The following is a 20,229-nucleotide window of genomic DNA, read 5'->3' on the forward strand; positions in this document are numbered from 1 at the left end:
GGGATCGGGCGGTGCCGGGATAGGGGGTGCGACCGTGAGTGGCAGCGGCTACCGGGCCGCTCGGGACCGGCCGGCTTCGGTCCTGGACGTCTCTCCCGCGCCCTCGGTCCGCAGGCCCAGCCAGACGACGTGCTTGGGTCCGCTGCCGCGGCCGCTCGCGTGGACCCGCATCTCCTCCACCGCGAAGCCCGAGCGTTGCAGACGGCCCTTGAACTTCCGGTCCGGGGCGCCCGACCACACGCCCAGGATGCCCCCCGGCCGCAGCGCCCACCGGGCGCGCTTGAGGCCCCAATTGTCGTAGAGCCGGTCGTTCGCCCGGCGCATCAGCCCCTCGGGGCCGTTGTCGACGTCGAGCAGGATCGCGTCGTACCGGTCCGGGCCCGCCTGGATCAGGCGGTTCACGTCGGCCTCCTGCAGGTCGACCCGCGGGTCGTCCAGGCAGCCGGCGAAGACGTGCGCCAGGGGTCCCCGCGCCCAGGCGATCACCGCGGGGACCAGCTCGGCCACCACCACCTGCGCCTCCGGGCCGAGCCCGTCGAGGGCCGCCCGCAGGGTGAAGCCCATGCCGAGGCCACCGATCAGGATCCGGGCCCGGGGTCGATCCTTCAGCCGGGCACAGGTCAGCGCGGCGAGCGCCACCTCGGAGCCGCTGCGGCGGTTGTTCATCAGCTCGATCGTGTCGGCCAGGATCGCGAACTCGTCGCCCCGCCGCATCAGGCGCAGGTCGGTGCCGCCACCGGGCACGCTGCCGGTGTCGAGATGAACCCAGGGTATCACGGGGGCGTCCTTACACTTGGCGGGCGGAAGAGGATCACGGCACGGGCGGGGCGGTCCACGGGTGCGGCCTGTGCGCGCTGCGCAACCCCGTGCCCGGAACCGTGCCTTGCCGCGATCGATTCCGGCGGCGTATCAGCACCTATGGCCAAGCGCATCAAGTCCAGACCGCAGGAGCGGGGCTTCATTATGTTCGACATCGTCTACACGGACGGGTCTCGGGCCTCCAACCGGCGCGTGCCAGTGGAGATCCTCGGCGGTTTGGACGGCGACGAGCCGGCCCGGCAGCTCATCGCCGAGCAGGAGGAGGAGATCGCCCGCAAGGCCGGGCGGCCGGGCCGCGAGATCCAGAGCCTGACGCGCTCGCCCATCGTCAAGCCGAAGCCGGTGGCGTGAGGCGGGGCGCGTCCAGCCCGAGCCCGGACCGCGCCACCCGGCCCCGATGACCGCGCCCGTCGAGACCGTGTGCGGGCCGGTCAGGCCGTCTCGGCGAGCCGGCGGGCGACCTCCTCCCGCAGCGCCTCGTTCATCTCTGCGCACCGGGCCTGGAGGCGGGGCCGCAGCCACGGGAACAGGCCCGGTGCGAGCAGCCCCGCGAAGGTCTGCGCCTGGACGAGGCTGACGCCCTGCCGGGTCTCGATGATGCGGACGTCGTGGCAGCCCGTCAGCAGGTGCGGCCGCGCGAGCCCGCCGCGCCACGTCAGCCGCCGGCCCGGCTCCCAGCAGGTCACCTGAACCCGCAGCGTCAGGTATGAGCGGCCGTTCAGGGTGAGCTCCAGGCGCCAGCGCGCTTCCCTGCGCCGCCCGCCCTCCGCCTTGCGGATGAAGGGATTCCACGCCGGATAGGATTCCAGGTCCGTCAGCACGGACCAGACCGTCCCGGCCCGTGCCGGAATCGGGATCTCGGCGCTGCTGATCCGGCTGACCGTCATGCATCCCTCCCGGCAAACGGGCCTCCCCGGAGATCCGGCGTCGCGCGGCTCAGATCGCCCCCTCGAGGACCTCCAGCGTCCGCAGGATCGCGAAACCGATCCGCTCCGCCTCCGCCTCCGCCCCCTCGGCGACCGGCAGCAGCGCCACGGTCTCGACCATCATCCCCTCCTCCGGTCCGACCACGACCCGGACCACGTCGCCCTCCTCGGCCGACGGATCCCGGATCAATCCGACCCGGTGACCGGCGCCGGTGCCGAGGACGCGCAGGGGCGGCTGCGCGGCATCCGGCTCCACGGGTGGACGACGGTTGCCGAAGGCCGGGCGAATGACGTTGTCGTCGGACATGGGAGAACCGTCCCTTCAGGCGCGCGCGGCCGAACCCGCCGGTGCCGAGCCAGACGTTGCCGAGCCAGACGTTGCCGAGCCTGCCGGTGCCAGACCCGCCGTCGTCAGGACCGCGTCGGCCAGAACCTCCATGCCGGCCCGGGCCCAGTCCGGCGTGATGCTCTCGGCCTCGTTATGGCTGATGCCGCCGTGGCAGGGGCAGAACACCAGGGCCGCCGGGACCGCGCGGGCGCAGTAGACGGCATCGTGGTAGATCGCGGTGGGCATGCGCGTCCAGGCGTGTCCCCGCGCCTCGGCGGCCGTCTGGACACGGTCCACCAGCACCGGGTCGAACGGCGTCGGCGGCGCGCGCCAGAACTCCGCGACGCGGATCGAGACGCCCCGCTCCGCCGCCAGGGCGTCGGCCCGGGCGCGAATCCGCGCCCGCATCGCCTCCAGTTGCTCGGTGTCGCCGTGGCGGGTGTCGAGGCTGAACCAGACCCGGCCGGGCGTGATGTTGCGGCTCGCCGGCTCGGCGGTCAGCACGCCCACGGTGGCGCGACCGCGCTCGTCCCCGGCGCCGACCGCATCGCGGGCGATGTCTTCGAGCGCGGCGATCAGGGCCGCCGCGGCCATCATCGCGTCGTGCCGGCCGGCCATGGGGCTGCCGGCATGGGCTTCCTCGCCCAGCACCGTGATCTCGTACCAGATCTGAGCCAGCGCCCGGTCGACCACGCCGATCGTCAAGCCCGCATCCTCCAGGCGCTTGCCCTGCTCGATGTGCAGCTCGAAATAGGCGCCGATGCCCTGCAGCGCGGCCGGATCCGCCTCGCCCTGCCAGCCGATCCGCCGCAGCTCGTCACCGAAGACGTGGCCGGCGAGATCCCGGGTGGCCATGATCTCGGCCTCCGGGACGATCCCCATGGCGACGCCGCTGCCGCTCATCGGCGGCGCGAAGCGCGAGCCCTCCTCGTTGCACCAGTTGATCAGCAGGAGGGGCGCCTCGGTCTCGATCCCGGCCTCGTGCAGCGCCCGCATGATCTCCAGGCCGGCGAGCACGCCGAGCGGCCCGTCGAACTTGCCGCCGGTGGGCTGGGTGTCGAGGTGGCTGCCGATGGCGACCGGCTTGCGGGTCGGATCCCGCCCCGGGCGACGGAAGACCATGTTGCCGACCCGGTCCACGGTGAGCGTGAGCCCCACCGCCTCGCCCCAGCGCCGGAACAGGGCGCGCCCCTCGGCGTCGCGGTCCGTCAGGGTCTGCCGGTCGTTGCCGCCGTTGGGGAGCGCGCCGATCCGGGCGAGCTCCATGAGGCTGTCCCAGAGCCGGTCCTGCGAGAGCGGGAGGTTGGTGCGGTCCGTGATGCGAACCATGGAGCCTCTGGCGAATGCGTGCGGGAGCCGGCGAGGTTAGGCCCTGATTCCGGCGGGCACCAGGGACAGGAACCCCGATCGCGCACCCGACAGCGGCGACGCCTCGGCATCTGCGCGAGGGGTGGGCTGCCAGGATCGGCATCCCGCTCGGACGAGACCGCCTTCAGGGCGACGGATCCGCAAACAGCGCGCCCCTCCTGGACCGCGCGGCATACAGGCGAGGCGTCTCCAGCAGAATCTCGCAACGTATCCGCCGCACCCGACCCGAACTAGGCCCGTCACCGCCCACCGGAGATCGGGCCGGGGTCACGCATCCTCTTCACCGGGCCGGGTGCGCCGCCCGGCGGGCCGGCACCCACCACCGCGACACCATGTCAGAGGCGGCCGAACTCCCGGGAAACGTCGCCCCCCTGGACAGGCCGGTTGCAGGCTGACTGTCTCTCGGGCAATCGTGCATCAGTGCACAAACATAGGTTGCAATAACGCGAGGGGGGCCTGATGCAGCTGTCGTCCGAGGCAATGGCTGCCCTGCGGGCGGCAGGATTCGTCGGGACCTGGGACACCGACGTCCCCGCGGGCCGGTCCGTGCTCGACGCGGGCGCCGCGACCGTGCTGGCCGGAAACCCGGACCTCGCCGGCCAACCGCTCGCCCTCGAGACCGCGCTCGGACGCGTCCATCCCGAGGATCGGGACTGGGTCTTCGGGAAGATCCGCCGCGTCCGGCAGACCGGCGGACCGGTCTCCCTCGAATTCCGCGTGCTGTCCGGGCCGGGCGAAGTCCGCTGGATCCTCAATCGGGGGTTCCTGGCCTCCGATCCGTCGGGCATGCTGCACGGGCGCGGCGCGTATCTCGACGTCACCGATCTCTACACGCGCTCAGGGCGGCTCACGAACGGCGCCGGCCCGGGGCCGGGCGGCGCGCTGGAGGCCGCGGCCGATCACGGCATCCAGGCCCACGCGGCGCTCGAACGCCACGGGGACACCCATCTGCAGATGCTCTCCGGCATGCTGCTGCTCGGGATCGGCCGCACGCTCGCCGGGCGCATGCCCTGAGGGCGGGCGATGCCGGCCCTCAGGTCCGCCAGGGATGGGCCGGCAGCTCGGTCCGGCCGATGGCCTTGGCGCCGGCCTCCGCGACGGTGTGATCGTTCTCCACCGTCGAGCCGCTGACACCGATGGCCCCCGACATCACGCCGTCCGCATCGACGATCGGGATCCCGCCCGGGAATGTGATCAGGCCGTCGTTCGAGTGCTCGATCCCGTAGAGCGGGCCGCCGGGTTGGGACAGCTGCCCGATCTGGCCGGTCATCATGCCGAAGAAGACCGACGTCTTGGCCTTCTTGTGGGCGATGTCGATGGACCCGACCCAGGCGTCGTCCATGCGGTGGAACGCCTTCAGGTTGCCGCCGGAATCGACCACCGCGATGCACATCTGGGTGCCGAGCTCCGTGGCCTTGGCCCGGGCGGCGGCGATCGCCGTCTCGGCTTGCTCGATCGTAACGTGCATGGGACCCTCCCGTTCGCGTTGTCTGCGCGACAGCCTGTGACCGTTTGTCCAGCCTCGCGCAAGCTCGGCCGGTGCAGGCTCAGGCGGCGCGTTCCCGGGCCGCGCGGACGCGTTCGAGGAGCTCGGATGCCAGCTCCGCGCAGGCCGCCGCCTCGGGACAGGGACGCTTCCACACCACCCGCCCCGCGCGCAGGACGATGCCCTCCGCCGCCGCCATCGCGGGCAGCGGCCGGTCGGGCCGCAGGTCGGCCGCGACGCCCTGCGGACCGCCCCGGAGCCGGGCCACGCCCAGCTCGCAGCAGGCCGCGCGCAGCCGCGCGAGGTCGAACAGGGCGAGCACCGGGGCGGGCGCTGTGCCGAAGCGATCCTCGACCTCTCCGGCCAGCGCCTCGATCGCCTCGGGCTCGCGCAGGCGCAGGAGCCGGGTGTGGAGGCTCAGGCGGATCTCCGGCTCGGGGACGTAGTCCTCGGGGATCCGGCTCGGCAGGCCGAGTTCGATCTCCGGACTCCAATCCTCGGCGCGCTCGCCCTTGGCGGCGGTCAGCGCCAGCTGCAGCAGGTGCTGGTAGAGACCGAGCCCGACGAGCTTGGCGTGGCCGGCCTGATCCTCGCCGACGAGGTCGCCGGCGCCGCGCAGGTCGAGGTCCCGGGCGCTCACCGCGAAGCCGGCGCCGAGGCGGTCGAGGGCCTCCAGGGCGCGCAGGCGCTGGAGGGCCGCCGCGGGCGGGGGCGCGCCCGGGTCGCTGAGCAGGTGGACGGTGCCGCGACGCTGCCCGCGGCCGACCCGCCCGCGCAGCTGGTGGAGCTGCGCCAGCCCGAACCGGGCCGCCTCCCAGACCAGCATGGTGTTGGCCCGGGGCACGTCGAGGCCGCTCTCCACGATCGCTGTGGCGAGCAGCACGTCGCCGTCGCCCTCCGCGAAGCGGACCATGACCTCGTCCATGGCCGACGGCTTCAGGTCGCCGTGCGCCACTAGGATGTCGAGGCCCGGCACGAGGGCGCGCAGGCGCTCGGCCATGGGGCCGATATCCTCGATCCGCGGACAGACCACGAAGCTCTGGCCGCTCCTCCGGTGCTCGCGGATGAGCGCCTCGCGGACCGCGTCCGCGTCGAAGGGCGCCACCACGGTGCGGACCGGCTGGCGGAGCGCCGGGGGGGTCGCCAGCACGCTGAGGCTCTGGAGACCGACGAGGGCCGCCTGGAGCGTCCGGGGGATCGGGGTCGCGGTGAGCGTCAGCACGTGCCCGCCCTCGGAGAGGCGGCGCAGGTCCGCCTTCATCTTGGCGCCGAACCGCTGCTCCTCGTCGATCACCGTCAGGCCGAGATCGGAGAAGCGGACGCCGCTGCCGGCGAGGGCGTGCGTGCCGACCACCAGCCGGATCGCGCCGTCGGCGAGCCCCGCCTTGACGCGCTTGGCCTCGGCCGGCGCCACGAGGCGCGAGAGCTGCGCGACCTCGATGCCGAACCGGCCGAAGCGGCGGCGCAGGGTCTCGGCGTGCTGGCGCGCCAGCACGGTGGTGGGGGCGATCAGGGCCGCCTGCTTGCCGGCGAAGATCGCGGCGGCGAGCGCCCGGAGGGCCACCTCGGTCTTCCCGAAGCCGACATCGCCGCAGACCAGCCGGTCCATTGGCCGTCCGGAGGCCAGATCACCCATCAGGGCGTCCACCGCGGCGGCCTGGTCGGGGGTCGGGGCGAAGCCGAAGCCGGCGGCGAACCGCTCCATCTCCCGCGCCGGGGGCGCCAAGACCGGGGCTTCCGTTTCCCGGCGGGCGCGGGCGGCCTCCAGCATCAGGCGCGCGGTCCGCGCCATGGTGGCCTCCGCCTCCAGGCGGCGCCGGGGCCAGGTGCCGCCGTCGAGCTTGTCGAGGGTGACGGCGTCGGGCTCCGGCCCGTAGCGCCAGATCCGGTCCGCCTGGGAGACCGGCACCATCAGGATCGCGTCGCCGGCAAAGCGCAGGCGCAGGGCCTCGGAGGGCTCCTCACCCTGGGTCGCGACCTGCTCCAACCCCTCGAACACGCACAGGCCGTGGTCGCGGTCGACGGCGACGTCGCCGGGGCGCAGGTCGACCTCCCCCATCGGCAGCATCGCCCGGACGCCGCCCGCGACCGCGGCCTCGGGGCCGAACAGGTCGGCGGCGGCGATCACGGTCGCGCCCTGCTCGGGCACCCGGAACCCGGCTGCCAGCGGCGCCTCCAGGGCGAGCACGTCGCCGGGCGCCGCCGCCGCCACGTCGGCCCAGCCGTCGATCAGGCGGATCGGGCGCTCAGCGATCTTACCCGCCTGGCGCACGAGGCGCCGGAGGGGCCGGACCGTGCCGGCCAGGACGACCACGTCGCCGGCCTTCAGCCGCTCGCGCATGACCTTGGCGAAGGCCGTCCCGGGTCGGCGCTCCCCGGCGAGGGACGGCATGGTGCGGGACTCGCCGGCCGCCTCGGTGGCGGCGAGCCGGCCGTGGCGGACGACGATGTCGCGCCACGCCGCGGGGGTGAGATAGAGCCTGGCGCCGGCCAGCCCCCGCTCGTCGCGGGCCTTGAGCCGTCCCCGCGCCTCGTCCATCTGCTCGTAGAAGGCGTCGATCCGCGCCTGCGCGCCGTCCTCGACCGCGAGACGCGCCTCGGGCACGTAGTCCAGGAGGGTGACGAGGCGCGGATAGTAGCGGTCCAGGCGGTGCTCCTGGCCGGTGAACGGCGCGAAGCTCTGGCCGGAGCCGGGCTCCAGGACGATCTCGGTGGCCGGGTCGATGACGAGCGCGTCCGCTTCCGCCACCGAGCGCTGCGAGATCGGGTCGTAGGAGCGGATCGCCGTGACGCGGCCCTCCGCGTGCTCGATCCGGCAGGGGCGCGGCGCGGCGGCGGGAAACACCTCCACGGTGCGGCCGCGGACCGCGATCTCGCCGGGCTCGTCGACCCGCTCGTCGAGGATGTAGCCGAGGCGCTTCAGGTCGGCGGTCGCGGCGGCGACGTCGAGGGGATCGCCGATCCGCAGGGTCACACGGGCCGCGGCCCAGGTCTCCGGCGGCGGCACGCGCTGGACCAGGGCGGGGGCGGTCGTCAGCACGAAGTCCGGCAGGGCGCCCCGGTCGGTCAGCCAGCGCAGCACGGCGGCCCGTGCGCCCATCGTGGCCCGCGACGGCGAGGCGTGATCGAAGGGCAGACAATCCCATTCGGGATAGACCGCGACCCGCGCGTCGGGATCGAGGGCCCGGAGGGTCGCGGCGAGCTCGTCCAGGCGGCGGGCATCCCGCGCGACGTGCACGACCGGCCCGGGCCCCTCGGCGAGGGCCAGCAGCGCCACCGCCAGGGCGCCGGTGGGCATCAGCGGCGCGTCCTCGAGTCCCTGCTGCGCGTCCGCCTTCGTCCTGCGCTTGGCCATGCCTGATCCGAACCTGTCCCGAGCCTGTCCCTTTGAGCCGGCAACGCCGCATCGGCCCCGCGGGCTCCCGTCCGCGGCGATCCGATCCACAGGCGGCACGGCGCGCGGCGGGCGCCCCCCGCGGGGCCCGCGCGGCTCAAGGCAGACGGGCCGCGGCCCCGATCCGACTCCGCGGGTGCGGGCATCCGCAGGTGGGGCAACCCGTCGAGGAGGCCGGACAAATTCGGCCCGCGGCGGGATCCGGTTCAGCCCCTCAAGAGCTTACCGTCGCGGAAACCAATGGTTCGCCACGTCGCCGGTTCAGCGTTGCAAGGACTCACTTGGGAGGGTCGGAGGCGTGGGCTATGACGCTCCCGTGTCGCGGAACGAGACAATGCCCACCCTGTCGGGCTTCGAGCCCCAGCATTCTCAGCGACTCGCCGCCTTGCGGGCCTATGCCATCCTCGACACGCCGCCGGAGCGCGAATTCGACGAGATCGCCGAGATGGCCGCCCAGGCCTGCGGCACGCCGATGGCGCACATCAACTTCATCGACGCCGACCGGCAGTGGATCAAGGCCGCCTTCGGCCATCCGCCGCGGCAGATGCCGCTCGATTTCGGGTTTTGCACGGAGGCGATGCGCGAGGACGGCGTCCTCGTGCTGCCGGATCTCGCGGCCGTCCCGGAGAGCGCCGCCAACCCCCTGGTGACCGGCGAGCCGCACCTGCGCTTCTACGCCGGCGTGCCCCTGGTGACGCCGGACGGCTGGGCCATCGGGACGCTCTGCGTCCTCGACCGCGAGCCGCGCACCCTGTCGGACCAGCAGATCTTCATCCTCAAGGCGCTCGCACGGACCGTGATGACGCAGCTGGACTCCCGCTGCGCCGAGGCGGCCCTGCGCCGGAACGAGGAACGCTACCGCTCGCTGTTCGCGTTCATCGATGCCGGGTTCTGCCTCGTCGAGATGACGTTCGCGGACGGCGACCGCGCCGTCGATTACCGCTTCCTGGAGGTCAATCCCGCCTTCGAGCGGCAGACGGGCCTGCGGGACGTGATCGGCCGCTCGATGCGCGACCTCGTGCCCGGCCACGAGCAGCACTGGTTCGATCTCTACGGCCGGGTCGCGCTCACGGGCGAGCCGATCCGCTTCGAGCAAGCGGCCGAGGCGCTGGGCCGCTGGTACGACGTGCACGCCTACCGGGTCGACGGGCCGGCGCGGAACCGGGTCGCCGTCCTATTCAACGACATCACGGAGCGCCGCCGGAACGAGCTGACGCTCCAGGCGCGGGAGGCCGAACTCCGGCTGGTGGCGGACGCCATGCCGGTGCTGATCGCCTTCATCGACCGCAGCCTCGTGTACCAGTTCGCCAACGCCGCCTACGAGACCTGGACGGGCCAGTCCGCCGCGGACGTCGTCGGCCGGACCGTGCAGGAGCTGCTCGGCCCGGAGGCGTTCGAGGCCCGGCGCCCGGCGATCGAGCAGGCCCTCGCCGGGCACGAGGTCCGCCACGAATGGGTCTGGACCTTCCCGGATCGGGAGGTCCGGACCGCGGACACCCGCTACCTTCCGCGCCGCGACGCCGCGGGACGAGTCGACGGGTTCTACGTCTTCGCGCACGACGTCTCCGAGCGGAAGCGGATCGAGGCGCTGCTCCAGACCCGGGCGGAGCGCCTGGAGGCGCAGGTCGCCGCGCAGACCCGCGACCGCGACCGGGTCTGGACGCTCTCGCCGGTGCTGAAGCTCGTCTCGGACCGGGACGGACGGGTCCACTCGGTCAATCCCTCCTGGAGCCGGGCCCTCGGCTGGTCGGAGGCCGAGACCCTGGGCCGGCCCGCCCTGGATTTCGTGGCGCCGACCGAGCGCGAGGCGGCGCACGCGGCCCTGCGGCCGCTCTGCGCGGATCGCCGCGTCGAGGATGTCGAGCTGTCCTGCCGGACCCAGGCCGGCGACCGGCGCCGCGTGCTCTGGACCGTGGTCCCGGAGGACGGGCTGTTCTATGGATTCGGGCGCGACATCACCGAGCAGCGGCAGGCCGAGGAGGCGCTGCGGCAATCGCAGAAGCTCGAGGCGATCGGCCAGCTCACCGGCGGGGTGGCGCACGACTTCAACAACCTCCTGACCATCATCCGCTCCTCCGTCGAGTTCCTGCGCCGGCCCGACCTCGCGGAGGAACGCCGCCGCCGCTACCTCGACGCGGTCTCCGACACCGTCGACCGGGCGGCCAAGCTCACCGGCCAGCTCCTCGCCTTCGCGCGGCGGCAGGCCCTCAAGCCGCAGGTCTTCGACATCGGCGCCCGCCTGCGCAGCATCGCCGACATGCTCGATTCGGTGACCGGCGCGCGCATCCGCGTCGCCATCGAGCTGCCGGACGCGCCCCGCTTCGTGCGCGCGGACGAGAGCCAGTTCGAGACGGCGCTGATCAACATGGCGGTCAACGCCCGGGACGCCATGGATGGGGAAGGCGGCCTGACGCTCCGCCTCGAGGGCGACCGGCCGATGCCCCCGATCCGCGGGCATGCCGGTGCGCGGGGACCGTTCGTAGCCGTCCGGGTCGTCGACACGGGGGCGGGCATCCCGGCCGCGGATCTCGGCCGGATCTTCGAGCCGTTCTTCACCACCAAGGAGATCGGCAAAGGCACCGGGCTCGGCCTCAGCCAAGTGATCGGCTTCGCCAAGCAGTCGGGCGGCGACATCGACGTCGCGAGCGCGGTCGGCGGCGGCACGACCTTCACCCTGTACCTGCCGCAGGTCGAGGCCTCCGCGGCGTCGGTGGATGACGGCCGCGACGACCGGCGGGACGCCGAGCCCCAGCGAAGCCTGTGCATCCTCGTGGTGGAGGACAATCTCGGGGTCGGGCGGTTCTGCACCCAGATCTTGGAGGATCTCGGCCATGCCCCGATCTGGGCGAAATCCGCCGAGGAAGCGCTGGCCGAACTCGCCCGGACGCCGGACCGGTTCGACGTGATCTTCTCGGACGTGGTCATGCCCGGCATGGGCGGCTTCGCCCTCGCCCGGCAGCTACAGGGCAGCCGCCCCGACCTGCCGGTGGTGCTGACCTCGGGCTACAGCCACGTGCTCGCCACGGACGACACCCACGGCTTCGCCCTCGTGCGCAAACCCTACTCGGCGCAGCAGCTCGCCCAGGTTCTCTACGAGGCGGCGAAGCGGCGCGGACGGCCGGGCGCGGGTGCCTCCCGACCCGCCGCGGGCGAACCGGCCGCGGACGCGCGCGCGCGGGACTGACGGTCCTGGCTCGACGCGCCGGGCAGATCTTCAGGGCTCCCCTGACGCGTCGCCGAAGCCTGTCGTCGCAGCGACCCGGATCCGGCACGACAGGGCCAAGCCGCCCACAGGACCCCGCCGGTCCCGCCGACCTGAACCGGCCCCCTCCCCGCGAGGGGGAGCCCGGGCGCCGCCCTCTCCCGCACGTCGGCGGCAGGCGGCCCCGGCGCGACGCCCAGCGGACCGACCGCGTCGGGGCACCCCGGCGAGGCCTCATGCGTGTGGAGCGGGCCCGGAGCGGCCCGACCGGGCCGCGTTCGCCGACGGCAAGCTCCGGCCCCGTTCGAGCGCTCCGGTCGCCCCTCCCCGGCGCCCGCCGCGGAGGGGGCATGCGGAGCTGGGTCCGCCGGGGCGCGGCCCGGAACAAGACCATTACGGCCGGGTTGACGCCGTGCAGCACCGCGATGGCATCGCCGTGCTGCAGCCCCGCGTGGGCGTTCCTCCCAAGACTCCGGACCGCTTCACCCGAGGCGGTCTTTTTTTGCCCGCGGCGGGGATGCCGAGGGATGTCGGCGCCGCGGGGCGGAGTCGTCGGCGCTCGATGGAGGGCGGGTTCCCCGGTCCACCCGGCCCCGCCCCGGGTCGGGTGCCGCGTCCGCGAGGACGGAGCGAAGCTTCGACCGACGCCCTCGACTGGGACCCGCATCCGGCACGCGTGGACACGCAGACATCCCCGCGAGCGGAGCCACGCTCCGGACTCGGCGTCGGGTCGGGGACCCTCACGCTTCCGGATCACGGCCCTGCCCTCGCGAGGATGGCGGGGTCGAAGCGGATGACGGGGTGAACGCGACCGGGCAGCCGGGAAGGATCCCGGCCGCCCGATCAGGGCGGCCCTTACTCCGCCGCGGTCATCTCGGGGGTGTAGTGGCCGCACCAATCCTGGGCGGCGACCACCGGCCAGAGGCCCTTGGAGTAGGGCGCGGGCTGGCTGACGGGCGGGTTGAAGCGGCACAGGCCGGCATCGTTCTGCGCGACGGCACCGTTGCCCTTGTGCTCGTCGAAGAACCGGCAGCTCTCACACTTCGCGTTCATGAATCAGGCTCCTGGGGCTCGGCGGCCCCGGGCCGCCCTGCAGTGGAACGAAGACTTGGAACTTAGAAACGATCCAATCTATCGATTCAACGGCGGAGGGACCGGCCGGTTCCTCACCCGGACCGTCGCAGCGTCCGGGCCGCTCAGGTGCGGCCGTCGACCGGTGGCGCCGTGAAGTCCACGAGCAGGCGCTGGAGTTCGTCCTCGTGGACGAGGCGCGCCGCCTCCTCCGGGGGAAACCACCGCAGCGTGCGCTGATCCCGCTCCGGCCAGCGCTCGTGCTGGACCTCGACCCGCAGCGGGTAGACGCGGACCTTGCAGGGGAGCGCCTGGCCGTGGTCGAGGCGCTTCTCGTAGCGGTACCAGCCGACCGGACTCGCGGCGATCCGGCCCTGCAGCCCGGCCTCCTCGAACGCTTCCCGCTCGGCGGCCCGGTGGGCCTTCCGGCCGATCATCGGCCAGCCCTTGGGGATGATCCAGCGGCCGGTATCGCGCGAGGTGATCAGCAGCACCTCGAGACGGCCGTCCGCCCCGACACGGAACGGCAAGGCCGCAACCTGCTTGAGCGGCTTGGCCTGGGCCCTCCGCAACAGCTTCTTCAGGTTCGACCGCTTGGATGCCGTCTTCAGCGCTGACCTCGGGAACGAAAGAGGGTGGTTCTTCTCCGGGCGAATCTGCAATTACCCGACACGCAAGGGTTTTACATAGTTGAAGATGGCGAATTTGCATCCGGTCACGGTGATCAGCGAGCCATGCCTGTAACGCTGCGCTCGGGCACCGCCGCCCCGCTTGTCTTGTGGGCGCTGGTCCGCGAAACCTCTTCCGTCCAACGGCAGCGAGTCGCGGCATGCCCGTCGAAATCGAGCGCAAGTTCATCGCGCACCCGTCCGTGCTGGCCTTGTGCCGGTCGGGAACACACTTCGTTCAGGGCTATCTCTACACCGACGACGCCAACACGATCCGCATCCGCCAGGCGGAGGATCGCACGCTGATCACTTGGAAGAGTTCCCGGCGCGGCGCCTGCCGGGACGAGATCGAGTTTGCCATCGCGCCGCGGGACGGCGCGGCGCTCCTGGCCCGCGTGCCGCCCGGCCGCCGCCTCGAGAAGACCCGCTATCGGGTCGCGCACGCCGGTGCGGTCTGGGACGTCGACGTGTTCGGCGGGGCGCTCGCGGGCCTGATCCTGGCGGAGATCGAACTCGAGCGCGAGGACCAGCCGGTGGTGGTGCCGCCCTGGACCGAGCGGGAGGTCACGGCGGATCCGCGCTACCGCAACTCGCGGCTGGCCGCGGGTGCGCCGTCGGAGCGGGAAGCCGCGTAAGACCGGGGCGCGCGGGCGGCGGAGTGAACGTCCGGGGCGCGGCGCCGTTCTAACGGGATGCCTCAGAGCCTGATCACCTGGACCCAGGACGTGACCGCCGGCGTGCCGCTCCCGCGCTACGTCGGACAGGTCGGAGCCGTCGTGGTCGGGATCTGCGAGTACGACGGATCGAACCGGCTGTGGACGTGGTGGAGTCCCCTCGTCGAGGACATCTGGGGCCACGGGCAGGATGCTCACGGCGCCCAGCAGGGCTGCGAAGCGTGGCTGCGCGGCTGGGTGGAGAATTTCAGGCCGTTCTTCGCCTGAGGCTGCGGGCAACCCGAAACCCGCCGGCTCGGAGTCCGGTCAGCGGGCGAACGGGGGCAGGCGGCGCTTCCAGCGCTCGCCGAGCCGCAACTCCTTGGTCCGGCGCCAGGGCGCGGGGCGGGGCGACGGGCCTTCAGCGGGCTCGGCCTTCGGCGCGCGCACGGTCGGCTCGACGGCGAACGCGGCGGGGGGCTCGGGTCGCGCTGCGGCGGGGCGGGGCTTGGCCGCCGGTTTCGGCGCCGGGGGTGCGGCCGCGGCCTGAGCGACCGCGGGAGCCCGCTCGCTGCGCGTCCGTGGCCGCCGCACGGGCGGCGCGACGGCCTCAGGCTCGGGCTCCGCCGGAGGCTCGAACATCGGGACGAGGCTCGGCAGGACACGGCGGGCCGGCGCCTCTGGCTCCTTCCGCGCCGGCCGCGGCGGCGCGGGAAGCTGAATATCCGGTTGCGGCGGCCTCGCCTCGGCCTCAGCCAGTTCCTGCCACAGGTTCGCGTCCGGCCGCGTCCGCACGTTGGGGGAGGTCAGCGATGCCCGTCCGGCCCGGGTGTTCTTGACTTCGACCATGAACGGTCGCGCGCTGCGGCGCTTCATGTAAGACGATCTCCGGAAGCATTCGAGCCGGCACATCGGCGACGCGAACACTCGGAGGCTATGCCTGATCTCGGAGAATGTCCAGAAAGACGAACCGGTACTCGTCAACTTTCCTGTGCTTGTCTCCACGATCGGCGACCGTCTGCATGACGGATCGGCGGCCCGACCGGGACCGACTTCCCGTCCGTTCAGGCCGCCTGCGCCTGGACCGCGCGGACCTGCGCCAGCCCGGCCCCGAACAGGGACTGGTACACCGCCGCGGGGGTCCGGGCCCGGCCGTTGCCGTCGGTGATCGTGACATCGGCCATCCCGGCCGCGATCAGGCTCATGCCCTGGTCCAAGGCGGCGAGCACGGAGGCATGCTGATAGGCGAACCGGCGCGCGGACAGGCGTGCGGACACGGTGAAGTTCATCGAGATAATCCTGGTCTGCGCGGCCCGTTCGCGGGACGGGCGGGCGGCCGCGGTTCGAGGGTCGGGATCGCGCCCGAGCGACGCCGCTCCATGGCCGCGGATAAAGCCATTATCTTGACGAAAGCTTGTTCTTACCGATTTGCACAGGCCGAATGTGGTTTTGGCCAGTCGAGTTCGAGCAGGCCCGGGAACCGCCCGGCGGCGGCGGCGAGCCCCGGCGCCCCCCGTATGGTCGCGTGCCCTGTAGCACCGCATGGCCCGCCCTATGCTACGATCCCTCAGTCTTTACCGGACGGAGCAGGCTGGCATGCTGGATAGACGGACTTTCATGGCTCTCTCGGGCGCCGCGCTCGCCGCCCCGGCGCTGGCGCAGGGCACGGCCGCCCGGACCCTCAAGTTCATCCCGCAGGCCGACCTCACGGTGCTCGATCCGATCTGGACGACCGCCTACGTCACCCGCAACCACGGCCTGGCGGTGTTCGACACGCTCTACGGCACGGATGCCGCCTACGCGGCCCAGCCGCAGATGGTGGCCGGCCACGTGGTCGAGGACGACGGCAAGCTCTGGCGGCTGACCCTGCGGGACGGCCTGACCTTCCACGACGGCAGCCCGGTGCTCGCGCGCGACTGCGTGGCCAGCATCGCCCGCTGGGGCAAGCGCGACGCCATGGGCCAGACGCTGATGGCCTACACCGACGAACTCACGGCGCCCGACGACCGGACGATCCAGTTCCGCCTGAAAAAGCCCTTCGCGCTCCTGCCGGACGCCCTCGGCAAGGTCGGCTCCTCGATCTGCGCGATCATGCCGGAGCGGCTCGCCAAGACCGACCCGTTCACCCAGGTGACCGAGATGGTCGGCAGCGGCCCGTTCCGCTTCAAGGCGGACGAGCGGGTGGTCGGCGCCCGCGTGGTCTACGAACGCTTCGCCGGCTACGTCCCCCGCGAGGGCGCCGCGCCGCAATGGACGTCCGGGCCCAAGCGCGCCTTCATCGACCGGGTCGAATGGCACGTCATCCCCGATCAGGCGACCGCCGCCTCGGCCATGCAGACCGGCGAGATGGATTGGTGGGAGCAGCCGCCGGCCGACCTCGTGCCGACGCTGCGCGGGCTGACCACGCGGATCACCGACCCGACCGGCCTCATCGGCTGCCTGCGGATGAACCAGCTCCAGCCGCCCTTCGACAACCCCGCGGTCCGGCAGGTGCTGCTGAAGGTCGTCGACCAAGCCGATTTCATGCAGGCGGTGACCGGCACGGACCCGAAGCTGATCCACGTGCCCACCGGCTTCTTCTGCCCCGGCCTGCCGATGGCGAGCGATCTCGGCCTCGACGCCCTGACAGCCAAGCGCGACTACGAGGGCGCCAAGAAGGCGCTGGCGGCGGCCGGCTACAAGGGCGAGAAGGTGGTGCTGATGGGCGCCTCCGACTTCCCGAGCCTGAAGGCGCTGGCCGACGTGGCGGCCGACATGCTCACGCGCGCCGGCTTCAACGTCGACTACCAGGTCATGGACTGGGGTTCGGTGGTGCAGCGGCGGGCCAAGAAGGACCCGGTCGCCCAGGGCGGCTGGAGCGCCTTCTGCACCTTCTGGGCAGGGCTCGATCAGGCCAACCCGGCGGTCAGCGCCTTCCTGCGCGGCACGGGGCAGAGCGCCGCGATCGGCTGGCCGACGAGCGGGAAGATCGAGGCCCTGCGGGACCAGTGGCTCGACGCGCCCGACACCGCCGCGCGCAGGCAGCTCGCCGGCGACCTTCAGCGGCAGGCCTTCGCCGACCTGCCCTACCTGCCCCTCGGGCAGTACTTCAACCAGACCTCGTTCAAGCCCACCCTCACGGGCGTCCTCGACGGCGTGCCGGTGTTCTGGAACGTGAAGAAGGGCTGAGGCGTCCGGGAGGCCGGGCCCCCCGGCCGCCCCGCTCCGAGCGCGCGGCGAAGCAATCCGCCAGCGCCGGGCCCGCGGATGGCCTGCGCCCCGGCTTGCTTTGCGGCGCGCAAAGACCAGGGGCACGCGTTACCGTTGCAGGAGCCCGCCAAACCCGGGCTGATCGATCCTCAACGGCATTCCAGCTTACGAATACGCCGTCGTCTTCAACAGATCCGATGCTTCTACGGGCCATGCGCGCTTCCCAGCCGCGTCGGGAACGGGTTAAGCAGGGTCGGCACAGGTCACCGCCAGAGCTGACCGGCCCGCGAGGAAGCCCGAGACGGCCTGCCGTTCCCACCGTCCGCGCGGCGGTCGGCGCCGTCCTGTCCCGTGCGGGCCCGGCCGTGACCTGGATCGACCCGGCCCCCGGCGGGATCCGGCCGGACCCCACGACAGGCGACGAGGACAGGCCCATGACAGGCCCGATAGCAGGCTCCTTGGACGACACCGCGCTCGAACGCTCGGCGATGCGCAGGATCGGCTGGCGGCTCGTGCCGTTCCTGATCCTCGCCTACTTCGTCTCCTTCCTGGACCGCGTGAATGTCGGCTTCGCGGCGATCCAGATGAACCACGATGTCGGCCTGTCCGCGACGGTGTTCGGCTGGGGCGCCGGGATCTTCTTCCTGGGCTATTTCCTGATGGAGATCCCCAGCAACCTGATGCTGGAGCGCTTCGGAGCGCGGTTGTGGATCGCCCGGATCATGGCGACCTGGGGCCTGATCTCGGCCGCCATGGCCCTCGTGCAGGGGCCGTGGTCGTTCGTCGGCCTGCGCTTCCTGCTGGGGCTCGCCGAGGCCGGGTTCTTCCCCGGCGTGATCCTCTACCTCACCTACTGGTTCCCCTCCGCCTACCGGGCGCGGATCATCGGGATCTTCATGATCTCGATCCCGATCTCGTCGTTCCTCGGCTCGCCGATTTCCGGCGCGCTGCTCAACGTGAGCGGGTTCGGGCTGGCCGGCTGGCAGTGGCTGTTCATCCTCGAAGGACTGCCGGCGGTCCTCCTGTCGGTGGCGGTGCTGTGGATGCTGCCGAACGGGCCGAGGGACGCGGCTTGGCTGCCGGCGGCCGAACGGGACTGGCTGGAGCGGCAGCTCCAGGCCGAAGCGGCGCGCAACACGCAGCGCGGCCAGACCGAGAAACCGTCGATGTGGGAGGTGCTGCGCGACCGGCGGCTGGCGCTGTTCGCGGCCATCTATTTCGGCTCGACGGCGAGCAGCTACGGGCTCTCCTTCTGGACGCCGCAGATCGTCAAGAGCTTCGGCCTCGGCAATTTCGAGACCGGCCTCCTGAACAGCATCCCGTACGGTTTCGCGTCGGTGGCCATGATCCTCTGGGGCCGGCACAGCGACAAGACGGCGGAGCGGCGCTGGCACCTCGCCCTCTCGTTCCTGATCCTGGCGCTCGGGCTCGCGGGCGGCACGGTCCTCTCCGGGCTCGGCCCGGTGGTCGCGGCGCTGACGGTCGCGGCGGTCGGCGTCTACATGCTCAAGGGTCCGTTCTGGGCGCTGGCGACGGAGCAGATGCCGCCGGCCGCCGCGGCGGCGAGCATCGCGGCGATCAACGCGGTCGGAAACCTCGGCGGCTTCCTCGGCCCCTACCTGATCGGCGCGATCAAGGACGGGACCGGCAGCTTCACCCTGAGCCTCGTGCCCCTGGTGCTGTTCGCCCTGGTCTCCGCGGCCCTGTCGCTGGTCCCGGGCCGCACCGCGCGTCCGGACCAGGGCGCCGCCCGCCCATCGACCGCCTGACGGCCCCGCCGGGTGTGACGCGTCCCGGCCGCGGAACCGGGCACGGGACCGGCCGGCCGGCCGGCCGACTGCAGCCGAGCCCCGGCCGGGGCCGGTCCAGAACGGGCCGCCCCGGCCCGGGGCACCGATCACCGGAAGCCCGTTCCATGGCCCGGGACGGCGCCGCGCGGACCGTCCTCCCGGGGAGCCGAAGCGGCGGGCCGAGGCGGTAAAGCCCGCACCGCGGCAGACCTGCGGGGGGGGGCGCGGATCGCGGGGCGGATCGACCGCGAGCCCGGCCGATGGGGATCGCGGGCGCGGTCGCCGGCGGCCCGCGATCCGGTCCCGCTCGCGCTCGGAACCGGCGCGAGGCGGCGCGCAGGCCCGCGGACCCGGCCTCCGCGTCGGCGGGGCGCCCCCGGCCCGCCCCGACCGGGATCCCGATCCCGGGGCCGCGCTGGCCGCACCGTGCCGAAGCCCGCGACGGGAGATCGCCGTGCCCAAGCTCAACGCCATCCTGGAAACGGCGCTGTACGTCGCGGATCTCGACCGCGCCGAAGGCTTCTACCGCGACAGGCTGGGCTTGCGCTGCATCTACACCGACTTCCGCATGCGCACCTTCGACGTCGGCGGCCGCGGCGTCCTCCTGCTCTTCCCGGAAGGCGCATCCCTGCGCCCGATCGAGACGCCGGGCGGGCGCATCCCGCCCCATGACGGCCGCGGTCCGGCCCACATCGCGTTCTCGATCGACGCGGACGCGCTCCCGTCGTGGGAGGATCATCTCGCGGCTGCCGGGATCGCGGTCGAGGGGCGCACGCGCTGGCCGCGGGGCGGCGTCAGCCTCTACTTCCGCGATCCGGACGGGCACCTGCTGGAACTGGCTACCCCGGGCCTCTGGAAGGGCTACTGAGCCGGCGCCTCCGCCCGCGCGCCTGGAGCCGCGTCAGCGCGGGGCAGCAGGCGATCGGTGCGCGGGGGCGGCGGCGGTCGGCGTCCCTCCCCGCGCGAGGCTCCGCGCGCGCGGACGGGGGCGCTCGATCCGGCGCGGCCGAACGGGGCCCGGCCCGCAGGGCCGCGCGCGGCCCCGCGGTGGCCGGAACGACAGAGCGGCCGCCTCCTCTCGGAAGCGGCCGCTCGCGACGTCGTCAGAACGTCAGATCGGAACCCCGGCGGCTTGGCGGAGCGTCGAGGCGCTCCGCCAAGCCGAACGGAATCGTCGGGCCGGACTTAGTACGAGCCCGACGCCGCCGTCACCCCGGCAGCGCCGGTGCCCGAGGTGCCGGACCCGGCCCGGCCGAAGATCTCCGGCGACACCGACCCGACGCTGCTGCGCGGCGCCATCGACCTCTACCGCAAGGGCCGGGTCGCCGACGGCGA

Annotated in this window: 18 protein-coding genes; 8 read left to right on the top strand and 10 right to left on the bottom strand. The window is 73.0% G+C overall.

Annotated features, from left to right (window positions below; translation table 11 throughout):
• Nucleotides 1-48 precede the first annotated feature (48 nt).
• On the bottom strand, nt 49-777 hold the full coding sequence (locus tag MKK82_RS01610) for a spermidine synthase (RefSeq protein ID WP_238292117.1): 729 nt from the start codon (nt 775-777) through the stop codon (nt 49-51).
• A 141-nt stretch (nt 778-918) separates the two neighbouring features.
• Here MKK82_RS01610 and MKK82_RS01615 point away from each other — a divergent pair, with 141 nt between their 5' ends.
• Nucleotides 919-1,170: a hypothetical protein gene (locus MKK82_RS01615; protein WP_238292115.1), complete on the top strand. Its 252-nt coding sequence runs from the start codon at nt 919-921 to the stop codon at nt 1,168-1,170.
• Between the two features lie 80 nt (nt 1,171-1,250).
• Here MKK82_RS01615 and MKK82_RS01620 read toward each other — a convergent pair whose 3' ends face one another.
• From MKK82_RS01620 to MKK82_RS01630, 3 genes are read right to left on the bottom strand one after another with little or no spacing between them, the layout of a single operon-like run.
• On the bottom strand, nt 1,251-1,706 hold the full coding sequence (locus tag MKK82_RS01620) for an SRPBCC domain-containing protein (protein WP_243984446.1): 456 nt from the start codon (nt 1,704-1,706) through the stop codon (nt 1,251-1,253).
• A gap of 49 nt (nt 1,707-1,755) precedes the next feature.
• Nucleotides 1,756-2,052 carry a hypothetical protein gene (locus MKK82_RS01625; RefSeq protein WP_238292110.1) on the bottom strand — a complete coding sequence of 99 codons (297 nt, stop codon included), beginning with the start codon at nt 2,050-2,052 and terminating at the stop codon, nt 1,756-1,758.
• A 15-nt stretch (nt 2,053-2,067) separates the two neighbouring features.
• Complete coding sequence (locus MKK82_RS01630) at nt 2,068-3,402, bottom strand: allantoate amidohydrolase (RefSeq protein ID WP_238292108.1); 1,335 nt, start codon at nt 3,400-3,402, stop codon at nt 2,068-2,070.
• 498 nt (nt 3,403-3,900) lie between these two features.
• Here MKK82_RS01630 and MKK82_RS01635 point away from each other — a divergent pair, with 498 nt between their 5' ends.
• Nucleotides 3,901-4,455 (top strand): PAS domain-containing protein, encoded by a 555-nt coding sequence (locus MKK82_RS01635; protein ID WP_238292106.1) that lies wholly within the window; start codon nt 3,901-3,903, stop codon nt 4,453-4,455.
• A 19-nt stretch (nt 4,456-4,474) separates the two neighbouring features.
• Here MKK82_RS01635 and MKK82_RS01640 read toward each other — a convergent pair whose 3' ends face one another.
• Both MKK82_RS01640 and MKK82_RS01645 read right to left on the bottom strand, forming a co-directional pair.
• Nucleotides 4,475-4,909 (bottom strand): GlcG/HbpS family heme-binding protein, encoded by a 435-nt coding sequence (locus MKK82_RS01640; RefSeq protein ID WP_238292104.1) that lies wholly within the window; start codon nt 4,907-4,909, stop codon nt 4,475-4,477.
• A gap of 79 nt (nt 4,910-4,988) precedes the next feature.
• Entirely contained in the window at nt 4,989-8,282 is a 3,294-nt protein-coding gene (locus MKK82_RS01645; protein ID WP_238292102.1) for a DEAD/DEAH box helicase, read from the bottom strand.
• A gap of 373 nt (nt 8,283-8,655) precedes the next feature.
• Here MKK82_RS01645 and MKK82_RS01650 point away from each other — a divergent pair, with 373 nt between their 5' ends.
• Nucleotides 8,656-11,505 (top strand): PAS domain-containing protein, encoded by a 2,850-nt coding sequence (locus MKK82_RS01650; protein WP_243984448.1) that lies wholly within the window; start codon nt 8,656-8,658, stop codon nt 11,503-11,505.
• 873 nt (nt 11,506-12,378) lie between these two features.
• Here MKK82_RS01650 and MKK82_RS01655 read toward each other — a convergent pair.
• Both MKK82_RS01655 and MKK82_RS01660 read right to left on the bottom strand, forming a co-directional pair.
• Nucleotides 12,379-12,576, bottom strand: coding sequence for a hypothetical protein (locus MKK82_RS01655; protein WP_243984450.1), 198 nt, complete (start codon nt 12,574-12,576; stop codon nt 12,379-12,381).
• 143 nt (nt 12,577-12,719) lie between these two features.
• On the bottom strand, nt 12,720-13,178 hold the full coding sequence (locus tag MKK82_RS01660) for an NUDIX hydrolase (protein WP_238292148.1): 459 nt from the start codon (nt 13,176-13,178) through the stop codon (nt 12,720-12,722).
• Nucleotides 13,179-13,423: 245 nt separating this feature from the next.
• On the opposite strand from MKK82_RS01660, the gene MKK82_RS01665 reads away from it, so the two are divergent.
• On the top strand, nt 13,424-13,897 hold the full coding sequence (locus MKK82_RS01665; protein ID WP_238292096.1) for a CYTH domain-containing protein: 474 nt from the start codon (nt 13,424-13,426) through the stop codon (nt 13,895-13,897).
• A gap of 57 nt (nt 13,898-13,954) precedes the next feature.
• The gene (locus MKK82_RS01670; RefSeq protein WP_238292094.1) at nt 13,955-14,203 is read left to right on the top strand and encodes a hypothetical protein; all 249 of its coding nucleotides are present in this window, start codon (nt 13,955-13,957) and stop codon (nt 14,201-14,203) included.
• A 39-nt stretch (nt 14,204-14,242) separates the two neighbouring features.
• Here the strand turns inward: MKK82_RS01670 and MKK82_RS01675 are convergent, their stop codons facing one another.
• Together MKK82_RS01675 and MKK82_RS01680 are read right to left on the bottom strand one after the other, a co-directional pair.
• Nucleotides 14,243-14,791 (bottom strand): hypothetical protein, encoded by a 549-nt coding sequence (locus tag MKK82_RS01675; protein WP_238292091.1) that lies wholly within the window; start codon nt 14,789-14,791, stop codon nt 14,243-14,245.
• A gap of 188 nt (nt 14,792-14,979) precedes the next feature.
• Nucleotides 14,980-15,204, bottom strand: coding sequence for a hypothetical protein (locus MKK82_RS01680; RefSeq protein WP_238292089.1), 225 nt, complete (start codon nt 15,202-15,204; stop codon nt 14,980-14,982).
• A 307-nt stretch (nt 15,205-15,511) separates the two neighbouring features.
• Between MKK82_RS01680 and MKK82_RS01685 the strand changes: the two genes are divergently transcribed.
• From MKK82_RS01685 to MKK82_RS01695, 3 genes are all read left to right on the top strand, one after another.
• Nucleotides 15,512-17,083, top strand: coding sequence for an ABC transporter substrate-binding protein (locus MKK82_RS01685; RefSeq protein ID WP_238292088.1), 1,572 nt, complete (start codon nt 15,512-15,514; stop codon nt 17,081-17,083).
• Between the two features lie 455 nt (nt 17,084-17,538).
• Nucleotides 17,539-18,873, top strand: coding sequence for an MFS transporter (locus tag MKK82_RS01690; RefSeq protein ID WP_238292086.1), 1,335 nt, complete (start codon nt 17,539-17,541; stop codon nt 18,871-18,873).
• A 475-nt stretch (nt 18,874-19,348) separates the two neighbouring features.
• Complete coding sequence (locus MKK82_RS01695; protein ID WP_238292083.1) at nt 19,349-19,762, top strand: VOC family protein; 414 nt, start codon at nt 19,349-19,351, stop codon at nt 19,760-19,762.
• Nucleotides 19,763-20,229: the final 467 nt, after the last annotated feature.

The sequence above is a fragment of the Methylobacterium sp. E-046 genome (assembly GCF_022829625.1).
Lineage (GTDB): Bacteria > Pseudomonadota > Alphaproteobacteria > Rhizobiales > Beijerinckiaceae > Methylobacterium > Methylobacterium longum.

Bases quoted from the DNA above. Each gene is read 5' to 3' on its own strand.
- MKK82_RS01615 (WP_238292115.1), top strand. From the start codon at position 919: ATGGCCAAGCGCATCAAGTCCAGACCGCAGGAGCGGGGCTTCATTATG.
- MKK82_RS01620 (WP_243984446.1), bottom strand. From the start codon at position 1,706: ATGACGGTCAGCCGGATCAGCAGCGCCGAGATCCCGATTCCGGCACGG.
- MKK82_RS01625 (WP_238292110.1), bottom strand. From the start codon at position 2,052: ATGTCCGACGACAACGTCATTCGCCCGGCCTTCGGCAACCGTCGTCCA.
- MKK82_RS01630 (WP_238292108.1), bottom strand. From the start codon at position 3,402: ATGGTTCGCATCACGGACCGCACCAACCTCCCGCTCTCGCAGGACCGG.
- MKK82_RS01635 (WP_238292106.1), top strand. From the start codon at position 3,901: ATGCAGCTGTCGTCCGAGGCAATGGCTGCCCTGCGGGCGGCAGGATTC.
- MKK82_RS01640 (WP_238292104.1), bottom strand. From the start codon at position 4,909: ATGCACGTTACGATCGAGCAAGCCGAGACGGCGATCGCCGCCGCCCGG.
- MKK82_RS01645 (WP_238292102.1), bottom strand. From the start codon at position 8,282: ATGGCCAAGCGCAGGACGAAGGCGGACGCGCAGCAGGGACTCGAGGAC.
- MKK82_RS01650 (WP_243984448.1), top strand. From the start codon at position 8,656: ATGCCCACCCTGTCGGGCTTCGAGCCCCAGCATTCTCAGCGACTCGCC.
- MKK82_RS01655 (WP_243984450.1), bottom strand. From the start codon at position 12,576: ATGAACGCGAAGTGTGAGAGCTGCCGGTTCTTCGACGAGCACAAGGGC.
- MKK82_RS01665 (WP_238292096.1), top strand. From the start codon at position 13,424: ATGCCCGTCGAAATCGAGCGCAAGTTCATCGCGCACCCGTCCGTGCTG.
- MKK82_RS01670 (WP_238292094.1), top strand. From the start codon at position 13,955: ATGCCTCAGAGCCTGATCACCTGGACCCAGGACGTGACCGCCGGCGTG.
- MKK82_RS01675 (WP_238292091.1), bottom strand. From the start codon at position 14,791: ATGAAGCGCCGCAGCGCGCGACCGTTCATGGTCGAAGTCAAGAACACC.
- MKK82_RS01680 (WP_238292089.1), bottom strand. From the start codon at position 15,204: ATGAACTTCACCGTGTCCGCACGCCTGTCCGCGCGCCGGTTCGCCTAT.
- MKK82_RS01685 (WP_238292088.1), top strand. From the start codon at position 15,512: ATGCTGGATAGACGGACTTTCATGGCTCTCTCGGGCGCCGCGCTCGCC.
- MKK82_RS01690 (WP_238292086.1), top strand. From the start codon at position 17,539: ATGACAGGCCCGATAGCAGGCTCCTTGGACGACACCGCGCTCGAACGC.